Genomic DNA, 18300 nt, shown 5'->3' on the forward strand with positions numbered 1-18300 from the left:
ACTTATGGTTTCGTAGCGGGGGCGACGTAACATGGCGGCCGTGCAGCAATCGCGAGATCATTTTTCCTGGCCGCAACTGCTGTTGCCGTGGGAAATCGTGCGCAGACTGGTCGCGCACGGCACGCTGCTTCGGCAGTTTACCTTGCGGGATATTCTGGCGCGCTACCGCGGCTCGTATCTGGGCGTTGTCTGGTCGCTGTTGCGGCCGCTGGGGATGCTGACTGTCTATGTGGTCGTCTTCGGCTTCATCCTGCAGCCGCAACTCGGCGGTGGCGCGGGCAAGCTGGACTTCGTGCTCTCGATGTTCTGCGGGCTGATCCTATTCGATTTCTTCGCCGAGGCGGTCGGACGCTCGCCCGCTCTGGTCGTCTCGAAACCTAACTTCGTCACCAAGGTGGTTTTCCCGCTGGAGATTCTGTCGCTGTCGGCCGTGGCGGCCGCGCTCGTGCAGATGATCGTCAGCTTCGTCCCATTCTTCTGTGGCGTCCTGCTGGCGCACGGTACGGTTCCGGCCACGGCGACGCTGCTTCCGCTCGTGGTCGCGCCGTTGATCTGCTTTGCATTGGGCTTTAGCTGGCTGCTGTCCAGTCTCGGCGTGTTTGTCAGGGATCTCAACGCGATGGTGCCATTGTTGCTGACAGTGCTCATGTTTGCCAGCGCGATCTTCTATTCGCTGAGCAGTGTCCCCCCGGAATTCCGATGGTTGTTCAATCTCAATCCGATTGCCGCGCTGGTCGATGATGCGCGCAAGGTCGCCGTGCTGGGGCTTGCGCCGGAATGGGGGAGGCTGGGCGCGATGTTCGCCGCTGGCGTCGTTGTCGCTGTCGCTGGCTATGCTTTCTTCATGCGCACGAAGCGCGGCTTCGCCGACGTGGTCTGACGGTCTGCGGACGCGATGAACAGCACAACGTGCGCTTCGGCCGGGGCGATGAAGGCGCCCACACCGTTCCGATTGGCAATTCTGTTCGACGATGCCGACGCGGCATCGCTGGCGCGAGCCGCCACCTTGCGCGACGGTTTCGATCCCACTTGGTTTGCGCCGGAACTCTGGCCGGCCGGAGTCACGCGGTTCTCCGGCCTGATGCGGCTGGCTTGGCAGTTGCGTAGCCGTCGGCCCGCGGCTCTCTACGCGCCGTCGTCGCGCGGTGCGAACTGGGGCGCCGTTTTGGGCGTCCTGTTCGGCATTCCCGTCGTGACGGACAGTCCCCAACCCGGCATTGCGCGCCTCGTGCGGCTGGTTCGCGGCCGCTATGCCGCTGTGGGCTTGGATGCAGCGGCGTCTTCAGCCAAAACATCTTCTGCCAAGACGTTGGCGCTGCCAGCCATCGAGGGCGTCGAGCATGTCCTGCGCGGGGTCCTGCAGATGGGATCGTCGTGGACGACGACGGGCGACGGGCGGCTGCCGATCGAGTTGGCGCTGGGCACCAGGAACGGCGGATCGGCGATGGCCGATCGGATCGAAGAGCGTGGCGTCAGTCGTCCCGACCGGTCGGTGCGCGTCGTCGGCCGGCCGACCTTGACGGTGTTCCTCCCCGAGCGGCGGATCGCGACCGGAACGGCGATCGTCATCTGTCCGGGCGGCGGCTATGCCGGCGTCACCATCGACAAGGAAGGTCATGACGTCGCGCGCTGGCTGGCGGCGCGGGGCATCGCCGGCCTTGTCCTGAAATACCGGTTGCCGCAATCGGATCGGGCGGACACCGCCCTGCCGTTGCCGATGGCCGATCTCGACGAAGCGCTGGGGGTAACGCGCGCCCATGCGACGGTGTGGGGGATCCGCTCCGATCGGATCGGCGCCATGGGCTTCTCGGCCGGCGGGCATATGGTGGCATGGGCCTCGCGGTCGGCGGGATCGCCGGCCTTTGCCATCCTGGTCTACCCCGTAATCTCAATGGATCGAGCCATTACCCATGCTGGATCACGCAAGGCCCTGCTCGGGAAGTCTCCATCCGATGCCGTGGCCGGACGTTACTCGTTTGAGCGGGCCGTCACGCCAGGCGTCTGTCCGACATTTGTCGTTCACGCTCGGGACGACACCGTCGCCAAGCCAGAGAATAGCTTCGTCTATCTTGAGGCGCTGCGCGCGGCGACCGTGCCTGTGGAGGCCATGATCTGTGATCACGGCGGCCATGGCTTTGGCCTCGGAATTCATGGCGGCGAGGTCGCAAACTGGCCGGATCGTTGCCTTGAGTGGATCGCTACGACGACTGCAGCACGTTGGAGGTCGTCACCCGAATGAGCGGGACTCGAGCAAGCCGGTCGACCACAACGATAACCCATGGTATCGATCGAAAGGTGTCTTGTCGATATTTGATCGCATTGGTTGAGGTTGCGGGGCGGGAAGGTTGCGGCTGAAGAAAGCGAGTTCTTGCATGGGTGCTGGGCGGCGGATTCTTGTTACGGGCGGAGCCGGATACATCGGGTCACATTGTTGCAAGGCAGTTAGGGAAGCTGGATTTGAGCCTGTCTGCTACGACAACCTTGCAATCGGCCATCGATCGTTTGTGAACTGGGGACCACTTGTTACGGGGGACATCCTGAACGAACGGAGCCTCGTTGCAGCGCTAAGGGAGTTTGAGATCCAGGCCGTTATTCATTTGGCGGCATCGAGCCTGGTGGGTGAGTCTGTATCGCATCCTCACATTTATTATCGTAACAACGTGGTCGGCACGCTGACGCTGCTCGACTCCATGCGCAAGGCCGGATGCTCCAACATTGTTTTTTCGAGCACCGGCGCAGTCTATGGCGAAGTACCTCTGATGCCCATCAGAGAAGCCCAAGCAGGGCATGCCGTAAATCCATACGGCAGATCGAAATGGATGGCCGAGCAGATCATCGGGGACTTCGAGGCTTCATATGGGTTCAACGCGATTCGGTTGCGCTATTTCAATGCTTGCGGGGCAGATGATTGCGGGCTCATCGGCGAACTTCGGGACCCCGAAACTCATCTGATTCCGCGGGCGCTGATGGTCATTCAGGGACACCTGGATGAGTTCGCCGTCTACGGGGATGATTACGATACTCCCGATGGATCGGCAGTCCGGGACTACATTCATGTCAGCGATTTGGCAGATGCGCATGTGAGGGCGATCCATGCCTTGATGAGAAACGAAAGGAAAATTGTCGGACGAGCGTTCAATCTCGGAACCGGCAAGGGTTATTCGGTCAAAGAGGTGTTGCACGCCATTGAGCGGGAAACCGGTTCTGCGCCGCCCACAACGATGAAGGATCGTCGCCCCGGTGACCCCTCCACGTTGGTGGCGGACCCCACAGCTGCCAACGACGATCTCCAGTTCCGCCCATTGCGATCGGACCTGCATACGATCATCAGGTCAGCCTGGGCATGGCATACGAAGGCGCATCCTCGCCGGGTCCGCGAGCTTTGACCAAGGGGAGCCGCCGTGCGTCCTTCTTTCCGGCTGCCGGCCATGTCAAAGTCGCGAACGACGCGGCCCACCGGCGAGATCGGCCAGCAGCTCTCGAGCATCCAGTCCGCCCCCCCCAGCAATCGGTCGGTGCCGTCCGCGAGATCGGCATCACGATCGAGAAGCTGCAGGAGATTTCGTCGACGATCGCATCGGCCGTGGAGCAGCAGGGCGCTGTCACGCAGGATATCTCGCGCAATGTCCAGCACGCGGCGGCGGGAACGCAGCTGGTCTCGGCCAACATTGCGGATGTGCAGCGTGGCGCAGTCGACGCCGGAACCGCCGCATCCCAGGTTCTGTCCGCCGGGTACTAGGACTAGAATCTGCGCCAAATTCAGAATTGGCGTTGATTTACAGCGGACGCCCGTAGCTTTTGATCCCGCCATTCGGAGGTTCGATCCCTCCCGCCCCAGCCAGGTCGAGCGCCCGACAGGCAGGGCTGGATATCGCCCGCGGGACAATGTCGCCGGTACGTCCGATGTTTCGGGTGCCTGCGACGGCAAAATTCCGGAAGTCCAGACAAACCGCGCGCTGTGCCTTGACCGCCCGCCGCGTGATGGTTCACAAATCGTAGCAAACTGAAGGACATGCAGGCGCCCCATGCTGCGCCGCTCCGCTGGCACGATTGCTGCTTAATGAGCCGCCAAACGAGCGCCAGCTCCAGAACAACAGATGCGAGGGACGTCCGGATGCCAGCCCACAGCCCATCCCTCACCTGAGATCCGGCGACAGGCGATTCCGCCTGCGCAGCTTCGCGGGTCCGCCCCCCGGCCCGGCCCGCGTCCGGACGCATGACGTTGCTCCGGCATGCAATGGAGCCGGCGCGGAAGCGGGTCATAGGCAGACCAGAGAGATAGACCGAGTAAGATCAGGGAGAGAAGATACGATGTCTGCAACCACCACAGCGGCCGCGGCGCCACCGCAGAAGCCGTTCTACCGGGTCCTCTATGTGCAGGTCCTGTTCGCGATCGTGCTCGGTGTCATCGTCGGCTGGCTCTGGCCCGAGCTCGGCAAGAACGAATGGATCAAGGCGCTGGGCGACGGCTTCGTCAAGCTGATCAAGATGGTGATCGCGCCGGTCATCTTCTGCACCGTCGTGTCGGGCATCGCGCACGTCTCCGAGGTCAAGAAGGTCGGGCGCGTTGCCGTCAAGGCGCTGATCTATTTCGAGATCGTCTCGACCTTCGCGCTTGCGCTCGGGCTCATCGTCGGCAATTTCATTCAGCCGGGGGCAGGGTTCCAGGGCCAGAGCAACGCCGGCACCGCCGCCGTCGCCAACTACGCCAAGCAGGCGAGCGAGATGAAGTCGGTCGACTTCGTGCTTCACATCATCCCGGACACGGTGGTCGGAGCGTTCGCGCAGGGCGATATCCTGCAGGTGCTGCTGTTCTCGATCCTGTTCGGCATCGCCCTGATGACGCTCGGTGAGCGCGGCCATACGATGCGCGCCTTCATCGACGACGCCGCGCACGCGATCTTCGGCGTCATCGCCCTCGTGGTGAAGGCCGCTCCGATCGGTGCCTTCGGCGCCATGGCCTTCACCATCGGTCGCTACGGGCCGCAGGCGCTCGGCAACCTCGCCGGCCTGATCGCGACCTTCTATCTCACGTCACTCGCTTTCGTCGTGATCGTGCTCGGCATCATCGCCCGCATCGCCGGATTCTCGATCTTCAAGTTCCTCAAATACATCAAGGACGAGCTGCTGATCGTGCTCGGCACCTCGTCATCCGAGAGCGCGCTGCCGCAGATGATGGAGAAGCTGGAGCGGCTCGGCTGTTCCAAGCCGGTCGTCGGCCTGGTGGTTCCGACCGGCTACTCGTTCAATCTCGACGGCACCAACATCTACATGACGCTGGCGACGCTGTTCATCGCGCAGGCGATGAACGTTCACCTCTCCTTCGGCGAGCAGATCACGATCCTGCTGGTCGCGATGCTGACCTCGAAGGGCGCCTCGGGCATCACCGGCGCCGGCTTCATCACCCTGGCCGGAACGCTTGCGGCTGTGCGGCCGGAGCTCGTTCCGGGCATGGCGATCGTGCTCGGCATCGACAAGTTCATGAGCGAGTGCCGCGCACTGACCAATCTGTGCGGCAACGGCGTCGCCTGCGTGATCGTGGCGTGGTGGGAAGGCGAGCTCGATCGCGACAAGCTGCGCATCGCGCTCGATCGCGATATCGATCCCGCCGATGTCGAAGTCGCAGTCACCACGGGATAGGCCTGCGGTCGCGGTGGGCGCTGCTGTCGCATTCCAGCGTCGGTAGCGCCGGCCGCGGCCCTGCCCAATCGCGATGCCGCCAACATCTCGGATAATCTGCTAAGGTGGCGGCGGGCAGGGGTTTACCGTGGAGGCATCCTGCCTGGTGCCGCAAGGCCGGCATGGTCTGACCATCGCGACGATACGGCGTATCGTGAACATGGTCGCGCTGGCTGGGGCGGTGGTGCCGAAGTGATGACGCAACCGGAGTGACATCGCAGTCATTCCGTCGCGCCGCGGTCACCCTCGGGGAGGTTGGATGATGGCCGTTGCGCAGTCTGGTGTTCCTCGCATCGTGATCGTCGGCGGTGGCGCCGGCGGCTTGGAGCTCGCGACCCGGCTCGGAGACAGATACGGCGGCAAGGGCAAGCTCGACGTCACGCTGGTCGAGCGCAACCGTACCCATGTCTGGAAGCCGAAGCTGCACGAGATCGCGGCCGGCAGCATGGACATCTCCGCGCACGAGGTCGACTATCTCGCCCAGGCCTATTGGCACGGCTTTCACTACCGCATCGGCGACATGATCGGCCTCGATCGCGACAAGCGCGAGGTGCTGGTGGCGCCCTACCTCGACGCCGAGGGGCGCGAGGTCACGCCGCAGCGGACCATCCCCTATGACGTGCTCGTCATTTCCATCGGCAGCCAGAACAACGATTTCGGCACGCCGGGCGTGGTCGATCACGCCATCAAGCTGGAGTCGCAGCGCGACGCCAGGCGCTTCCACGAGCGCATGGTCAACGCCTGCATCCGCGTCCATTCGCAGTCGTCGCCGATCGCGCCGCACCAGCTGAAGGTCGCGATTATCGGCGCCGGTGCGACCGGCGTCGAATTGGCCGCGGAGCTGCATCGCACGACGCGCGAGGTGGTGGCCTATGGTCTCGACCAGGTCGACGCCGAGAAGGACATCAGGATCACGCTGATCGAGGCCGCGGGCCGGGTGTTGCCGGCATTGCCCGAGCGGGTCTCGCGCGAGACCGAGAAGCTGCTCGCAAAGCTCGGCGTCGAGGTCCTGGTTGGCGCCAAGGTCGCCGAGGTCGGCGCCGACAAGGTCAGCCTTGCCGACGGCCGTGTCATCCCGGCCGAGCTGATCGTCTGGGCCGCGGGCGTCAAGGCGCCCGACTTCCTGAAGGACATTGCGGGCCTGGAGACCAACCGCATCAACCAGCTCGTGGTCAGGCAGACCCTGCAGACCACGCGCGACGAGCGCGTCTTCGCGATCGGCGACTGTTCGGCCTGCTCCTGGGGCGAGCGCGGCAACGTGCCGCCGCGGGCGCAGGCGGCGCATCAGCAGGCGTCGCATCTCTACAAGCAGATTCCGCGCTTCGTCAGGGGCGAGCCGCTGGCGGACTACCGCTATCACGATTTCGGCTCGCTGGTGTCGCTCGGCGAGTTCAGCACGGTCGGCTCGATGATGGGCGCGCTGGTCGGCGGCAATCTGGTGTTCGAAGGCCTGTTCGCGCGGATGATGTATCTCTCGCTCTACAAGATGCACGAATACGCGCTGCACGGGCTCGCGAAGGTGTCGCTGGACACGCTGGCGCGCCTGATCACCCGCCGCACCGAGCCGCACGTCAAGCTGCACTGACGAGGGCGCCTTGGCGTCGGCCCGGCCGATTTTGTTGTCGCCTATTGCCCGGCAAGACCTTAGACTTGCAGCACAATTACGGATACGGCAGCCGCGGCCCGGTACACGGGCCTGGGAAGTGATGGGCCTGGAACGTGATGGGCCTGGAAAAGGGAATGACGGACCTTCCATTCCGGATCGGCCTCGAGGGACATCCCGACGTCACCGCGGTGGTCGGCAGGCGCGCGGGCTGGGTCGCTCGCGGAGTGATGGCGGCTGCGCTGGTCGGCGTCGTGGCATGGCTCGGCTATGCCATTGCCTTTTCCCGCGGGCTCGATCAGCGGCACGCCGCGGCCCAGCAGCGGCTGGCGGTCGAGGCCGCGCAGCTCGACGGCTACCTCTCGCGCTTCGAATATCTGCCCTCGCTGCTGGAGACCTCGCCCGATGTCTTCCGGCTGCTCGGCACGCCGGACGATCGCGCGCTGCAGCAGAGCGTCAGCCTGCATCTGAAGTCGATCAACCTGCTGGCCGGCGCCGACAACCTCTATGTCCTCACCGTCGCCGGTGATGCGATCGCCGCCGCCGACTTCGATCAGCCGGGGACGCCGGTCGGCAGCAACCTGTCCTACCGCCCCTATATGCGCCAAGCGCTGGCGACCGGCCGCGGCGTGTTCTTCGGCATCGGTATCACCAGCGCGCGCGCCGGCTATTACCTGTCCTATGCCGTCAAGCAAGAGGGACGGACCATCGGCGTCGCCGTCGTCAAGGTCAATCTCGATGCCTTCGAGCGCGAATGGCGCAACCGCGGTGCCGACATGCTGCTGGTCGACGCCCGCGGCGTCACCATTCTCGCCTCGCGCGAGGAATGGCGCTTCCGCCCGCTGACGCCGCTCTCGGTCGACGCGCTCGAGGAGATCGCGACGTCCAAGCCCTATGGCAGCTCCAGCCTCGCGCCGCTCGGCTGGAGCTTCATGGAGAGGACCGATCGCGGCGGCCAGGTCGCGACCGAGCGCGGCGCGGTCTACAGCGTCGACGAGCGTCCGCTCAACGGGCGACAATGGCAGCTGCTGCTGCTCGACGACGAGGCGCCGATCCGGCGGACGGCCTTGATCATCGGCACGCTCTCGGGTCTCGCCAGCATCGTGGCGCTGCTGGCGTTCGGCCTGCTGGCGCAGCGACGCCGCGAGATCCGGCAGCGGCTGGCGAGCCAGGCCGCGCTGCAGGCCGCCAATGACAGGCTGGAAATGCGGGTGCAGGAGCGCACCGCCGAATTGCGCGCCGCGCAGGACGAACTCGTCCATGCCGGCAAGCTCGCCGTGCTCGGCCAGATGTCGGCCGGCATGGTGCACGAGATCAACCAGCCGCTGGCGGCGCTGCAGACCGCCTCCGACAATGCCGTGCAATTCGTCGATCGCGGCATGATCGGCGAGGCCCGCGGCAATCTCATCCGCATCGGCGAGCTGGTCCGCCGGCTGGCGCGCCTGACCGGCCAGCTGCGCGTGTTCGCCTACAAATCGAACGCGCCGCTCGATGCCGTCTCGGTCGAGCAGGCGCTGTCCGAGACGCTCAAGATCCTCGGCGCGCGGGTGAAGGACGGCAATGTCGACGTCACCATAGATCTCGCGCCCGAGCTTCATGTCAGGGCCGATCAGATCCGGCTCGAGCAACTGCTCTGCAACATCATCGCCAACGCGCTCGATGCCGTCGAGGGCGCCGCGCGGAAGTCCATCCACATCCGCGCCGTGCGTGAGGAGGGCCAGTGCCGCATCACCATCGCCAACAGCGGCCCAGCGATCGCCGCCGATGTCCTGCCGCGCCTGTTCGAGCCCTTCGTGACGACCAAGCCGGCCGGCAAGGGTCTCGGACTTGGGCTCGTGATCGCCAATCACATCGCGCGGTCGTTCGGCGGCGAGCTGCGGGCGCGGAATCTCGTGCCGTCCGGCGCCGAGTTCATTGTGCTGCTGCCGCTTGCCGATTGAAGAGGTTCCCGCATGACTCCTGAGCAACCGGTCGGCGTGATCTATGTCGAGGACGACGAGGATGTCCGCATCGGCGCCGTCCAGGCGCTGCAGCTCGCCGGGCTCTCGGTCACGCCGTTCGCCTCCGCCGAAGCCGCAGGCACGACCGTTCGCGCCGACATGCCGTTCGTGGTGGTCTCCGACGTGCGGCTGCGCGGCAAGAGCGGCACCGAGTGGCTGTCCGAGCTGCACCGGCTCGATCCGGACCTGCCGGTCATCCTGGTCACCGGACACGGCGATATCTCGATGGCCGTGGAAGCGATGCGCAACGGCGCCTATGACTTCATCGAGAAGCCGTGCTCGTCGGAGCAACTCGTCTCCGTCGTTCGCCGCGCGCTCGACAAGCGCCGCCTGACGCTCGAAGTCCGCGCGTTGCGCTCGGCGCTCGCCGACCGCCAGGGCATCGAGGCGAGCCTGCTCGGGCGCTCGCCGCAGATCCAGGAGGTGCGCCGCCTGGTCTCGACCCTGGCCTCGACCAATGTCGACGTGACGATCTATGGCGAGACCGGCACCGGCAAGGACGTCGTCGCCCGCTGCCTGCACGCTCACAGCGCCCGGCGCGGCGGCAACTATGTCGCGGTGAATTGCGGCGGCCTGCCGGAGTCGCTGGTCGAGAGCGAATTGTTCGGCCACGAGGCCGGCGCCTTCACCGGCGCGACCAAGCAGCGGATCGGCAAGATCGAATATGCCCATGGCGGCACGCTGTTCCTCGACGAAATCGAGAGCATGCCGCTCAGCGTGCAGGTGAAGCTGCTGCGGGCGTTGCAGGACCGCTCGGTCGAGCGCGTCGGCTCCAACAAGCCTGTGGCGGTGGATTGCCGCGTGGTGGCGGCCAGCAAGGCCAATCTGTTCGAGCTCAGCGAGCAGAAGCTGTTCCGCGCCGATCTGTATTATCGTCTCGGCGTCGCGTTCATCGAGCTGCCTCCGTTGCGCGAACGCCGCGAGGATATCCCGATCCTGTTCGAGCACTTCACCCTCGAGGCTGCCAAGCGGTTCGAGCGCGACGCGCCGATCGTGAATGAGCAGACCATGTCGCTGCTGCTCGGCTACTCATGGCCGGGCAACGTGCGCGAGCTGCGCAACGTCGCCGACCGCTTCGTGCTCGGTGTGCTCGACCGCAAGGTCCTCGACCGCTCGGGCGCCGCGGCCTCGGAGCTGTCGCTGCCACGGCAGCTGGAGAACATCGAGCGCTCGATCATCGAGGATGCGTTGCGCCGCAAGCTCGGCGACGTGCCGGCGACTGCGGCGCTGCTGAGCATTCCGAAGCAGACGCTTTACGACAAGATCAAACGGCTGGCCGTGAAGGTCGACGGCATCCGCGAGGGCGGGCCGCTGCGGCCGCAGTCCTGACCGTGGCTGGTCTTGCGGCGGCAGGAGGGCATCTGTTCCATGCCGGCGATCAGGAACGAATGCTGGACACCGCTTGTTGAAAGATCATGACAGGCAGAGACACCCGCGACCTGCGCTCCGGCGCCTACGACCCCGTCAGCAAGGACGGTCTGCCGCAGTCGCACCAGGTCAAGGACAAAACGACGCCCCACCAGCAGGAGCAGTGGGGCGCCGACGTGCGCGCCGAGCCGTTACCCGGCACCGAGCCGGTGCTTCCGGAAGGGCTCATGCGCGAGCGGCGTGGTCCGCTCAATCGCAATACTGGTCGCCGCGACACTGACTAGTGCGCGGCGACCCAGCGCGCCTACTTCGCCGCGATCACCATGATCTCGACGGTGTATTGCGGCGCAGCCAGCTTGGCTTCGACCGTGGCGCGCGCCGGGGTATTGCCGGCCGAGACCCAGCCATCCCACACGGCGTTCATTTCGCCGAAGGTCTTGATGTCGGTGAGGTAGATCGTCGCGGACAACAGCTTCGACTTGTCGGTGCCGGCCTTGGCGAGGTGGCCGTCGATGATCGAGAGAATCTCCTCGGTCTGCTTGGTGACGCTTTCACCGGCCGTCTTCTGCGCGACGACTCCCGCGAGATAGACGGTATTGCCGTGAACGACGACCTGGCTCATGCGCGGGCCAATTTCGAAACGCTGGATCGACATCGAAGAACTCCTCAAAAGGTCAATTCGGGGCTTCTCCCTAGCGCGTGCGACGCGGCGACGCCAGTCGGCTGAACGGCCACTTTCGCCAGCTTGGAGCGTGCGACCTTGCGTTGTCGACCGCGCCGCGGCACACGGACCGCGGGGCGTTTCACGATGACCCGGCCTTGTCGCGCTGCAAAGCGGGCTTGCCCATGGGGCAGGCAAAGGCGGGGCGTTTTCCGCGCTTGCACAGATATTTGAGACATGAAACATTCTCCGCGAGGTTCCTTTTTGAAATGGCGGAGGGGCGTGATGCGGAAACGGTTGATGCTGGCGGCACTCGCGGCGATGGCTTTGGTGACGAGCGCGGGGCCGACATTCGCACAGCAGACGATCCGCGTCGGCTGGACCATCCCGGCGGAAGAATCCAAATACTGGATGATGAAGCGGCCGACCGAATTTCCGGATCTCGGCAAGACCTACAACATCGAATGGACCCAGTTCCAGGGAACGGCACCGATGACGCAGGCGCTCGCCGCCGGCGCGCTCGACTGTGCCACGCAAGCGCCGCTGTCACTGGCGAACGGCGTCGTCGGCGGCGGCCTCAAGGCCTACATCGTCGCCCAGCACGTCTATGAGAAGCCGGGCGGCTTCTCGGTCTACTGGGCGGTCAAGGACGATTCCCCGATCAAGACCATCGCCGATCTCAAGGGCAAGACGGTCGGCATTTCCGTGATCGGCGGCGGCACGCAAGGGCCGTTCAACATGCTGCTGAAGCAGGCCGGGCTCGATCCGGCCAAGGACATCAAGCTGGTCGAAGTCGGCTTCGCGGTGTCGGAGGATGCGCTGCGCCAGGGCCGTGTCGACGCCGTCAATATGAATCAACCCTTTGCCGCGCGCGCCGAGGCCAAGGGCGGCACCCGCAAGCTGTTCTCGCTGTCCGAGGCGATGCCGAACATCGTCCACATCCTCGAGGCCTGCCGCGCCGACTTCGTCGACAAGAACCCGGAGCTGGTGAAGGCCTATGTCCGCGACATCACGACCGGCATGAAGAAGGCGCTCGCCAATCGCGACGAGACCTTGAAGGTGGTGTCGGAGGTCATGAAGGCGCCGGTCGCCGTGATCGACACCTATCTGCTGAAGGACAATGATTTTGGCCGCGATCCGGTGGCCGCGCCGAACTTCCCGGCGATCCAGAAGATGCTCGACATCTACGCCGAGACCGGCATGCTGCCGAAGCTCGACGTCGCCCAGTTCAAGCATCCCACGATCGTCGCGCCGATCCAGTAGGCGGCTTCACGCGGAGCCTTGTCGATGAGGAAGCTGCGATCGCGTGTGACGGTGGAAGGGCTCGATCGCGCTCCGCACCGGGCCTTCATGCGCGCGATGGGGCTGGACGATGCCGACATCGCCAAGCCGATGATCGGCGTCGTTAGCCAGAAGGGCGAGCAGACGCCCTGCAACATGACGCACGATTTCCAGGTCGATGCGGCGAAGACGGGCGTCTCCGAAACCGGCGGCACGCCGCGGGAATTCGCCACCGTCTCGGTCTCCGACGGCATCAGCATGAACCACGAGGGGATGAAGTTCTCTCTGTTCTCGCGCGAGCTGATTGCCGACTCGATCGAGGCCGTGGTCCATGGCCTGGCCTATGACGCGCTGATCGGCTTCGGCGGCTGCGACAAGACCTTGCCCGGCGTCATGATGGGGATGGTCCGCTGCAACGTTCCGTCGATCTTCATCTATGGCGGCAGCGCGCTGCCCGGCAAGTACCGGGGCAGGACGCTCACGGTGCTCGACTCGTATGAAGCGGTCGGCAGCTACATGACCGGCGAGATCGATGCCGACACGCTCGAGGGCATCGAGCGGTCCTGCCTGCCGACGATCGGCGCCTGCGCCGGGCAGTTCACCGCCAACACCATGGGCATGCTGTCGGAGGCGATGGGCCTGTCGATGCCCAACGTCTCGATGATCCCCGGAATCTATGCCGAGCGCGCGCACGTCGCGCGGCAGGCCGGACGCATGATCATGCAGATGCTCGCGCGTGGCGGCCCGCTGCCGCGCGACATCGTGACCCGGAAGGCGCTGGAGAACGGGGCGGCCATCGTCGCGGCTACCGGCGGCTCCACCAACGCCGCGCTGCATCTGCCGGCGATCGCCAATGAGGCCGGCATCCGCTTCACCCTCGACGATGTCGGTGAGGTGTTCGCGCGCACGCCGCTGATCGGCAATCTCAGGCCGGGCGGCAAGTACACGGCGAAGGACGTCTACGATATCGGCGGCGCCGCCGTGGTGATCCGCGCGCTGATCGAGAGCGGCCACATCGACGGCTCCTGCATCACTGTCACGGGCCGCACGCTGGCTGATGAATACGGCTCGGCCAACCCGCCGGACGGCGAGATCGTCTTCAGCCCGGCCAAGCCGATCATGGCGGATGGCGGCGTGGCCGTCCTCAAGGGCAACCTCGCGCCCGACGGCGCCGTCATCAAGATTGCCGGCCTCAAGAACCTGGTGTTCGAGGGCCGCGCGCGGGTGTTCGAGGACGAGGAGGCCTGCGTCGCCGCGGTCCGCGCACGCAACTATCAGGAGGGCGAGGTGCTGATCATCCGCAACGAAGGTCCGGTCGGCGGTCCGGGGATGCGCGAGATGCTCGGCGTCACCGCGCTGATCTATGGCCAGGGCATGGGCGAGAAGGTCGCGCTGATCACCGACGGCCGCTTCTCCGGCGCCACCCGCGGCATGTGCATCGGCTATGTCTCGCCGGAAGCCTTCGTCGGCGGTCCGCTGGCGCTGGTGCAAGACGGCGATCCGATCCGCATCGATGCCAAGGCGCGCACGCTCGATGTGCTGCTTGATGACGTTGAGCTGGCTTCGCGCCGCAAGCACTGGACGCAGCGGCCGCCGCGGCACCGCGCGGGAGCGCTGGCGAAGTATGCGAAATTGGTCGGGCAGGCGCCGCTCGGCGCCGTCACGCATGAGGGACCGGCCGAATGGCCCTGGTTCGATCAGGAGCAGCAATGAGCGGCGCGCGTGGGACGATTGGCAGGGTTCTTGCTAATCTGCGGCAGTCTTCATGCCTGATATCACGGAGCCTCTAAGCGTGCTGCATCGGAAAGAGAAGCCGACATGGGCGTGACCCCGATCCGACCCGGCCAGCTCGCGGGCACTCCGCTCGGCCGCCGCGCGGCCACGCCGATCATCGAGATCGATCACGTGTCGCAGGTGTTCAAGACGTCGTCGCGCCGCGATCACACCGCGCTGTCGGACATTTCGCTTTCGGTCGGCGAGGGCGCCTTCGTCTCCATCCTCGGGCCCTCCGGCTGCGGCAAGTCGACCTTGCTCTACATCGTCGGCGGCTTCGTCAGCCCCACCAAAGGCACGGCGAAGATGAAGGGCAAGCCGATCACCGGTCCCGGCACCGATCGCGGCCCGGTGTTCCAGGAGTTCGCGCTGTTTCCCTGGAAGAGCGTGCTCGGCAACGTCATGTATGGTCCGCTGCAGCAGGGCAAGAAGCCGGCGAAGGCCGAGGCGCTCGCGCGGACTTTGCTCGCCATGGTCGGACTCACCGGCTTCGAGAAATTCTATCCCAAGGAGCTCTCCGGCGGCATGAAGCAGCGCGTCGCGCTGGCCCGCACGCTGGCCTACGGGCCGGAGGTGCTGCTGATGGACGAGCCGTTCGGCGCGCTCGACGCGCATACGCGCACGCGGCTGCAGAACGACCTGCTCGACATCTGGGAGCGCGACCGTAAGACGGTGCTGTTCGTGACCCACTCGGTCGAGGAAGCCGTGTTCCTGTCCGACAAGGTCGTCATGATGTCGCGCTCGCCCGGCCGCATCCGCGAGGTGATCGACATCGATCTGCCCAGGCCGCGTCGCCGCGAGGAGCTGCTGCTGGACCCGCGCTACCAGAAATACATCGTCGACATCGAGCGCATGTTCGACGATTCCGGTGACAACGAGCTGCCGTCATGAACGGCCTGCTGAAGCCGCTCGCGCCGGTGCTGGCTTGCTGCGGTCTGCTGCTGGCGTGGCAGCTCGCCTCGCTCGGGCTGAAGAACGACAGCTTTCCGACCGCGCTGGAATCGCTGCGTGCGATCCCGCCGATCCTCACCGACAAGGAATCCCTGATCAACATCCTGGCCTCGCTGCGGCGGATGACGATCGGCTTCGCGCTGGCGCTTGCGTTCTCGATTCCGCTCGGGCTCCTGATGGGGCGCAGCCGGTCGACAGCCGCCTTCTTCAATCCGCTGCTGATGCTGATCTACCCGGTGCCGAAGGCGGCGCTGATGCCGATCATCATGCTGTGGCTCGGCGTCGGAGACATCTCCAAGACGCTGGTGATCTTCCTCGGCGTCAGCCTTCCGGTGATCTACCACAGCTTCGAGGGCGCCAAGGCGGTCGAGGAGAAGATGTTGTGGTCGGGCGCGGCGATGGGACTCTCGGCCGGCGAGCGCCTGCTGCGCATTGTCCTGCCCGCGGCGCTTCCGGAGATCCTCACCGGTTGCCGCACTGGAATCGTGCTGGCGCTGATCACGATGGTGACGAGCGAGATGATCGCGCGGCAATCCGGCGCCGGCAACATCCTGTTCAACGCGCTCGACATGGGCCAGTACGACACGGTGTTCGCGATGATCATCATCATCGGCGCCATGGGCATCTGCCTCGATGCAGCGTTCGAGGTCGTCAGGCGCTGGCTGGTGCGCTGGTCCGAGCCGCAGTTCGACATGCCGCTGAGCTTCTCATGACGCGCACCTCCAACGACATCCTCCTTGGCGCCGCGCCGATCGTGCTGGTCCTGCTGCTGTGGCAGGGGCTTGTGTCGTTCGGCTATGCGCCGCCGACCCTGCTGCCGCCGCCGGGGCAGGTGTTTTTGCGGATGGGCCAGCAGCTCACCAGCGTCACCTTCCAGCAGGACATCGTGGCAACGCTGTTCCGGCTGTTCGCGGGCTTTGCGATCGCCGTGATGCTCGGTGTTTCCCTGGGAATTGCCGCTGCGGTGAGCCCGCCTGTCAACGCCGCCGTCAAGCCGATCGTGCGCGTGCTGGCGCCGCTGCCGAAGGTCGCGCTCTATCCGGCGTTCCTGCTGCTGCTCGGCTTCGGCCACGAATCCAAGATCATGCTGGTGGCGGCGGACGCGCTGTTTCCGATCCTGCTGTCGACCTACTACGGCGCGACGACCGTCGAGCAGAAGCTGATCTGGTCGGCGCTCGCGGCCGGCACGCCGCCGCGCGACGTGCTGTGGAAGGTGGTGCTGCCGGCCGCGATGCCGTCGATCCTGACCGGCTGCCGCATCGGCCTCGTGATCTCCTGCATCGTCGTGTTCCTGGCCGAGATGATCACCTCGACCGACGGGCTCGGCCACGTGCTGGTGACCGCCGCGCGCACCTTCCAGGCTGTCGACATGTTCGTGCCGCTGATCACGATCTCGCTGCTGGGCCTCATTCTCAACGGCCTGCTGCAGGGCCTGCGCGCTTATCTGCTGCGCGGCTTCCCCTCAGTCTGATAACAACACCAACAACAATCGGGAGAACGTACCATGCTGGCGGATCGCATCGAGGCGAAATGGATCGACGCATTCTGCGAGATCTTCGAGCGCTGTGCCGTCAAGGCGGGTGACACCGCCGCGATCCTGTCGGAAACGCAGTCGCGCGCCCTCAACGTCCACCTTGCGGAGTTGGCGCTGTTGCGGATGGGGGCGCGTCCGTTCCATGTCGTGGTGCCGACCCCGCGCAACCGCTATCCGGTGCCGGTGCGCTCGACCGGTGCGTCGGAGGCGATCGGCAAGCTCGGGCCGGTGGTCTCAGCGCTGCAGCAGGCCGGCTTTGTCGTCGACTGCACCATCGAAGGCTTGATGCATGCGGTGGAGACGCCGGAGATCCTGAAGGCCGGCGCGCGCATCCTGGTGATCTCCAACGAACATCCCGAGGCGCTCGAGCGCATGGTGCCTGACTCTGCGCTCGAGAAGCGCGTGCGCGCCGCCGCCAAGATGCTGCGCGGCACCAAGCGGATGCGCGTGACCTCGAAGGCCGGCACCGATCTCGACGTGATCATGGAGGGCGCCTCGACCGTCGGCGTCTGGGGCTGGACCGACCGTCCCGGCACGCTGGCGCATTGGCCGGGCGGCATCGTCGTCAGCTTCCCCAGGAGCAAATCGGTCAACGGCACCATCGTGATGGCGCCCGGCGACATCAACCTCACCTTCAAGCGCTATCTCACGTCACCGGTGACGATGACCCTCTGCGACGACTACGTCACCGGGCTGGACGGCGAGGGTGCCGATGCCGCGATGATGCGTTCCTATCTCGCCTCCTGGGGCGACCGCGAGGCCTATGCGGTGTCGCATGTCGGCTGGGGCATGAACCCCGGCGCGCGCTACGAGGCGCTGACCATGTACGACCAGCGCGACACCAACGGCACCGAGCTGCGCGCCGTCCCCGGCAATTTCCTGTTCTCCACCGGCGCCAACGAATTCGCCGGCCGCTACACGGCTGGCCATTTCGACCTGCCGATGATGGGCACCACGATCGAGCTGGACGGTGTGGCCGTGATCAAGGAGGGCGTGCTGCAGGACGTGTTCGGATAGTTCTCGTTGTGGCTCGCGAGCACGCGCCCAGCGGGCAGTGTACTCCCCTCTCCCTTGCGGGGAGGGGAGCGCACCGTCACCGTGGTGGGTAGATCGCCCTAAATGGCGAAGCGTCCGCGATGAGCAACGGAAGATGCCCGGGGCGTATTCTGAAAAAAATAATTTACTTGCTATTTTTCGGAATTCATGGTTCTCTCTCGCCATCCCGCCTCACTGCGGAGGGGCGTTGCGCGCGATCGTCACGACACGCGAGGCGGGGAGCGATGGCCGCGAGAGATCGCAGCGTCCTCTCATGAGGGCGCGGACGAACGATCGATTGCGGACGTGAAGTCGCAGCGTCCTGACACCCCGAAGCTGGTGTTACGTTCGCGACGGCGCTAACGCGCCGCGCGGATCATGGTGGCCAACAAGCCGGTGCACCAGGGAGACTGCG

General features: G+C 65.4%; 15 protein-coding genes and 1 pseudogene. 15 read left to right on the forward strand and 1 reads right to left on the reverse strand.

From position 1 onward, the window contains the following. Nucleotides 1-31: 31 nt before the first annotated feature. The 9 genes and pseudogenes from QX126_RS17580 to QX126_RS17620 all read left to right on the forward strand — a co-directional run bounded on the left by QX126_RS17580 (nucleotide 32) and on the right by QX126_RS17620 (nucleotide 10934). Nucleotides 32-880, forward strand: a complete 849-nt coding sequence (locus tag QX126_RS17580; protein WP_315776295.1) for an ABC transporter permease — start codon at nucleotides 32-34, stop codon at nucleotides 878-880. A 126-nt stretch (nucleotides 881-1006) separates the two neighbouring features. Next, the gene (locus QX126_RS17585) at nucleotides 1007-2239 is read left to right on the forward strand and encodes an alpha/beta hydrolase (protein WP_315782565.1); all 1233 of its coding nucleotides are present in this window, start codon (nucleotides 1007-1009) and stop codon (nucleotides 2237-2239) included. Between the two features lie 133 nt (nucleotides 2240-2372). Continuing rightward, nucleotides 2373-3386 (forward strand): UDP-glucose 4-epimerase GalE, encoded by a 1014-nt coding sequence (gene galE, locus QX126_RS17590; protein WP_315782596.1) that lies wholly within the window; start codon nucleotides 2373-2375, stop codon nucleotides 3384-3386. A gap of 3 nt (nucleotides 3387-3389) precedes the next feature. After that, nucleotides 3390-3730: pseudogene (locus tag QX126_RS17595) on the forward strand (methyl-accepting chemotaxis protein); the annotation flags it as partial. Nucleotides 3731-4311: 581 nt separating this feature from the next. Next, complete coding sequence (locus QX126_RS17600) at nucleotides 4312-5640, forward strand: dicarboxylate/amino acid:cation symporter (protein ID WP_315741096.1); 1329 nt, start codon at nucleotides 4312-4314, stop codon at nucleotides 5638-5640. A 301-nt stretch (nucleotides 5641-5941) separates the two neighbouring features. Then, nucleotides 5942-7264: an NAD(P)/FAD-dependent oxidoreductase gene (locus tag QX126_RS17605; protein WP_315782567.1), complete on the forward strand. Its 1323-nt coding sequence runs from the start codon at nucleotides 5942-5944 to the stop codon at nucleotides 7262-7264. Between the two features lie 155 nt (nucleotides 7265-7419). Beyond that, on the forward strand, nucleotides 7420-9222 hold the full coding sequence (locus QX126_RS17610; protein WP_315782569.1) for an ATP-binding protein: 1803 nt from the start codon (nucleotides 7420-7422) through the stop codon (nucleotides 9220-9222). 12 nt (nucleotides 9223-9234) lie between these two features. After that, nucleotides 9235-10611, forward strand: a complete 1377-nt coding sequence (locus tag QX126_RS17615; RefSeq protein WP_315782571.1) for a sigma-54 dependent transcriptional regulator — start codon at nucleotides 9235-9237, stop codon at nucleotides 10609-10611. An 86-nt stretch (nucleotides 10612-10697) separates the two neighbouring features. Continuing rightward, the gene (locus tag QX126_RS17620) at nucleotides 10698-10934 is read left to right on the forward strand and encodes a hypothetical protein (protein WP_315782573.1); all 237 of its coding nucleotides are present in this window, start codon (nucleotides 10698-10700) and stop codon (nucleotides 10932-10934) included. Between the two features lie 20 nt (nucleotides 10935-10954). Here the strand turns inward: QX126_RS17620 and QX126_RS17625 are convergent, their stop codons facing one another. After that, entirely contained in the window at nucleotides 10955-11305 is a 351-nt protein-coding gene (locus tag QX126_RS17625; protein ID WP_315741101.1) for a RidA family protein, read from the reverse strand. 291 nt (nucleotides 11306-11596) lie between these two features. Here QX126_RS17625 and QX126_RS17630 point away from each other — a divergent pair, with 291 nt between their 5' ends. From QX126_RS17630 to QX126_RS17655, 6 genes are all read left to right on the forward strand, one after another. After that, the gene (locus QX126_RS17630) at nucleotides 11597-12574 is read left to right on the forward strand and encodes an ABC transporter substrate-binding protein (protein ID WP_315773042.1); all 978 of its coding nucleotides are present in this window, start codon (nucleotides 11597-11599) and stop codon (nucleotides 12572-12574) included. 24 nt (nucleotides 12575-12598) lie between these two features. After that, the gene (gene ilvD, locus QX126_RS17635; protein WP_315782575.1) at nucleotides 12599-14305 is read left to right on the forward strand and encodes a dihydroxy-acid dehydratase; all 1707 of its coding nucleotides are present in this window, start codon (nucleotides 12599-12601) and stop codon (nucleotides 14303-14305) included. A 105-nt stretch (nucleotides 14306-14410) separates the two neighbouring features. Further along, complete coding sequence (locus tag QX126_RS17640) at nucleotides 14411-15256, forward strand: ABC transporter ATP-binding protein (RefSeq protein ID WP_315782577.1); 846 nt, start codon at nucleotides 14411-14413, stop codon at nucleotides 15254-15256. Next, a complete protein-coding gene (locus tag QX126_RS17645; protein ID WP_315782579.1) occupies nucleotides 15253-16029 on the forward strand; it encodes an ABC transporter permease in 777 nt (258 codons plus the stop codon). Before QX126_RS17640 ends, QX126_RS17645 begins: the two co-directional genes overlap by 4 nt. Beyond that, complete coding sequence (locus QX126_RS17650) at nucleotides 16026-16787, forward strand: ABC transporter permease (protein ID WP_315782581.1); 762 nt, start codon at nucleotides 16026-16028, stop codon at nucleotides 16785-16787. Before QX126_RS17645 ends, QX126_RS17650 begins: the two co-directional genes overlap by 4 nt. A 33-nt stretch (nucleotides 16788-16820) precedes the next feature. Beyond that, nucleotides 16821-17867, forward strand: a complete 1047-nt coding sequence (locus QX126_RS17655; protein WP_315782583.1) for a peptidase M29 — start codon at nucleotides 16821-16823, stop codon at nucleotides 17865-17867. Nucleotides 17868-18300 lie beyond the last annotated feature (433 nt).

It is taken from the genome of Bradyrhizobium sp. SZCCHNPS1003, assembly GCF_032381555.1.
GTDB lineage: Bacteria > Pseudomonadota > Alphaproteobacteria > Rhizobiales > Xanthobacteraceae > Bradyrhizobium.